The organism is Spirillospora sp. NPDC000708 (assembly GCF_040299565.1).
GTDB lineage: Bacteria > Actinomycetota > Actinomycetes > Streptosporangiales > Streptosporangiaceae > Spirillospora.
The window spans coordinates 1-2,567 of the sequence record NZ_JBEPCJ010000213.1; the positions used below are offsets into that span (position 1 = coordinate 1).

2 protein-coding genes are annotated in these 2,567 nt (G+C 69.0%); both read right to left on the reverse strand.

What is annotated here, in order from left to right; all coding sequences use genetic code 11:
• Positions 1 to 145: 145 nt before the first annotated feature.
• On the reverse strand, positions 146 to 865 hold the full coding sequence (locus ABT299_RS52475; RefSeq protein ID WP_500255448.1) for a PhzF family phenazine biosynthesis protein: 720 nt from the start codon (positions 863 to 865) through the stop codon (positions 146 to 148).
• A gap of 170 nt (positions 866 to 1,035) precedes the next feature.
• The gene (locus tag ABT299_RS52480; protein ID WP_500255449.1) at positions 1,036 to 2,313 is read right to left on the reverse strand and encodes an HNH endonuclease signature motif containing protein; all 1,278 of its coding nucleotides are present in this window, start codon (positions 2,311 to 2,313) and stop codon (positions 1,036 to 1,038) included.
• Between the last annotated feature and the right edge of the window lie 254 nt (positions 2,314 to 2,567).

Below are 2,567 nucleotides of genomic sequence, written 5' to 3' on the forward strand. Positions count from 1 at the left end.
GGCGTCGCTTCGCGATGGACTTCGTCCACCCTTGACTTTGGAGCCTCTGCGGCCCCTGAGGCAGCGTTAGGGGCAGGCTCCGCCTGCCCCGCCCCCGGGTCGCGCCACCCCACCACCCCCTTCCGTAAGGGAGGGGTAGCGGGCTCTATGCCATTGCGTAAAGCTCGTCGAGTGCGGCACGCACATCATGCCCGGGCGACTCGACCGCACAACGCCCGCCCAATTCCACGCGGACATCATCCACAGGCCGCGTCCGGATGATGGCACGGTGGCGGCCGTGCAGAACTTCGAGCTCTCGATCGAGTTTCTGGGTCAGCAGCATGGAAGCGCTGCCGCACGCCTCGTCCTCGCCCTTGCCGATACGAGGCGCCCACAGCCGCGCCCGCACCCGCCCGGCCTCTTGGTCCTCCCAAGCCCACACCTGCGTGAAGTCCTCGCCGTCGGGCAGGCCGCTCAGCGCGTCGATCTCGGCGGCGCTGCCCATCTGGTAATGCCGCCACGGCTTTGACCACCGCGCTGGCGCCGTGAGCCACACCGTCCCGTCGGCGTCCCTGCGGCACGGCACCGGCCCGGCCTCAGGTACCAGCTCCTTCGGCGCCCGCCCGATCCCGTGCAACGCCTCCACAGTGGCGAGAAGGGGGTGGCCACCGAACCGGATCGACTGCCCGTAGTTGCTGTGAATGCCGACCCGCCCCGCCGCCGCATCCTGGACGAACACGGTGGCAGGGATACCCAGCCGCGTCGCCAGCTCCTGGCGCTGCTCGGCAGTGACCAAGCTTCCCTCCGGCTCCACCACGACCAGCGCAGGATTGCCATGCTCACCTTCGGCGTTAACGAACGCCCGCACAAGCCAACAGTCGATCATGCCGACGACGCTACCCGCCCGCCCCCGAGCCCGATCACAGGCAGTGGCAACGCCGCTAAGGAGGTGGGGGCGGTGGTGGGGTGAGGGCGAGCAGGCGGGCAGGCGCACCGGCCACCCGGCAGCACTGCATCGGTGCTGCCAGGGTGCCGGTGCGGCATCGGGTGTGATCGTTATGCGGCCCAATCGAGGACGGGGCTGTCCGGTGGGCCGATCCCTCTCGGCGGCCCGGCCCCGGCTGCTGATCCTCTGGCGTCGGCTGGTGGGAGTAGCCGGTAGACATATCGCCCGTCCTGATCTTTGGTGATCTGGATCTGGTCGGGGCGACTGTGTTTGAAGCGGTTGTGCCATCCGCAGGTGAGGGCGAGTTGGTCGATGTCGGTGGGGGAGTGTCCGAGTGCCCATCCGTGGACGTGGTCGACTTCGCAGAGTGTCCCGGGCACTTCGCAGCCCCGCACCGCGCAGGAGGAGTACAGCGTCTCCAGCACCTGCCGCTGTGCTGCGGAGGCGAATCGTTCCCGGTAGCCGAGGTACAGCGGTGTGTTTCCGCGTCCGAGCAGGAGGGGTGAGACTCCGGCGGCTAGGGCGATGCGGCGGGCCTGGGCGGCGGGGATCGGGGTGCCGTCGGTGAGGCGGGCCGGGGCGTTGCCTCCGGTCAGCGTCTCCAGGTCGCAGACGACGGTGACCTTGGACGCCTTGTGCCCGCCCGACAGCACGCTCGACAGCGCCGCCGCCGTCCGCTCGGCGAGGTCGCGGCGGTCGTCTGGTCCGGCCGGCTTGGCCAGCGGAGCGAGCGTGCCGTCCCAGATCGCGGCGTCTTCGGGGTTTAGCCAGCCTTTGACGTAGCGGCCGCCGTCCAGGGATCGGGTGGTGGTGAGCCAGGACTTGTCGTAGCCGCGCTTGGTGTCCTCGTCAGGGGCATCCTCGGTGTCGTCGCGTTCGGCGATGAGATCGCGGATGCGGCGGCCGAAAGCAGCGACCTTCCCGGCCGAGAAGCCCTGCTCGACGAAGCCCAGCAGGATCGCCTCGGCCTCGGCGCAGTCGTGGTCGTCCAGGCGTGAGACCGAGTCGGTGATGGTGGCGGCGTAGCCGTAGGACAGCTCCCCGGCCGCGAGCTGTGCGCAGACCTGCGGGAGACGATGACGCTGCCGGGCGAGGGTGAGGCGCTCCTTGGCGCGGCTGTCGCGCATGCCCAGCCGCGATCGCAGCCACGCCTGGGCGGAGGGATATCCCCACCGGGCGTGCTCTCCGGCGGCATCGACTCGGCCGATGAATCCAGCGAGCCCGCTTTCCTGCATATCGCACGCGGCCACAAGTGTTTCGGTGAGTTCCAGGCACGCGGCCGCTGATTCGGGGACTTCTCGCGATGCGAGTTCAGTGGCGATGATTGAGAGCGCGTTCACCAGTTCCATGGTGGACGCGGCCTCAAGCTCGATCGTCACTGATTGCATACGTAAATAGTACCCTGTGTGACCGACATTCGAGGCCGTTCAAGGCCGTTCGGGCCACATTCTTCTCGGTATTTTTTGGGCGGGAAAGGCTGCCGGGTCGCGTGGCCTATTGTCGATCTTCGTACCTCGGGGAAGGGGGAGTTCGTCCCTTGGCACCTGACGAAGGGGGTGGTGGGGTGGCGCGACCCGGGGGCGGGGGGGGGGGGGGCGGGCCCCCCCCCCCCCCCCAGGGGGGGCCAGGCGGGCCAAAAAAA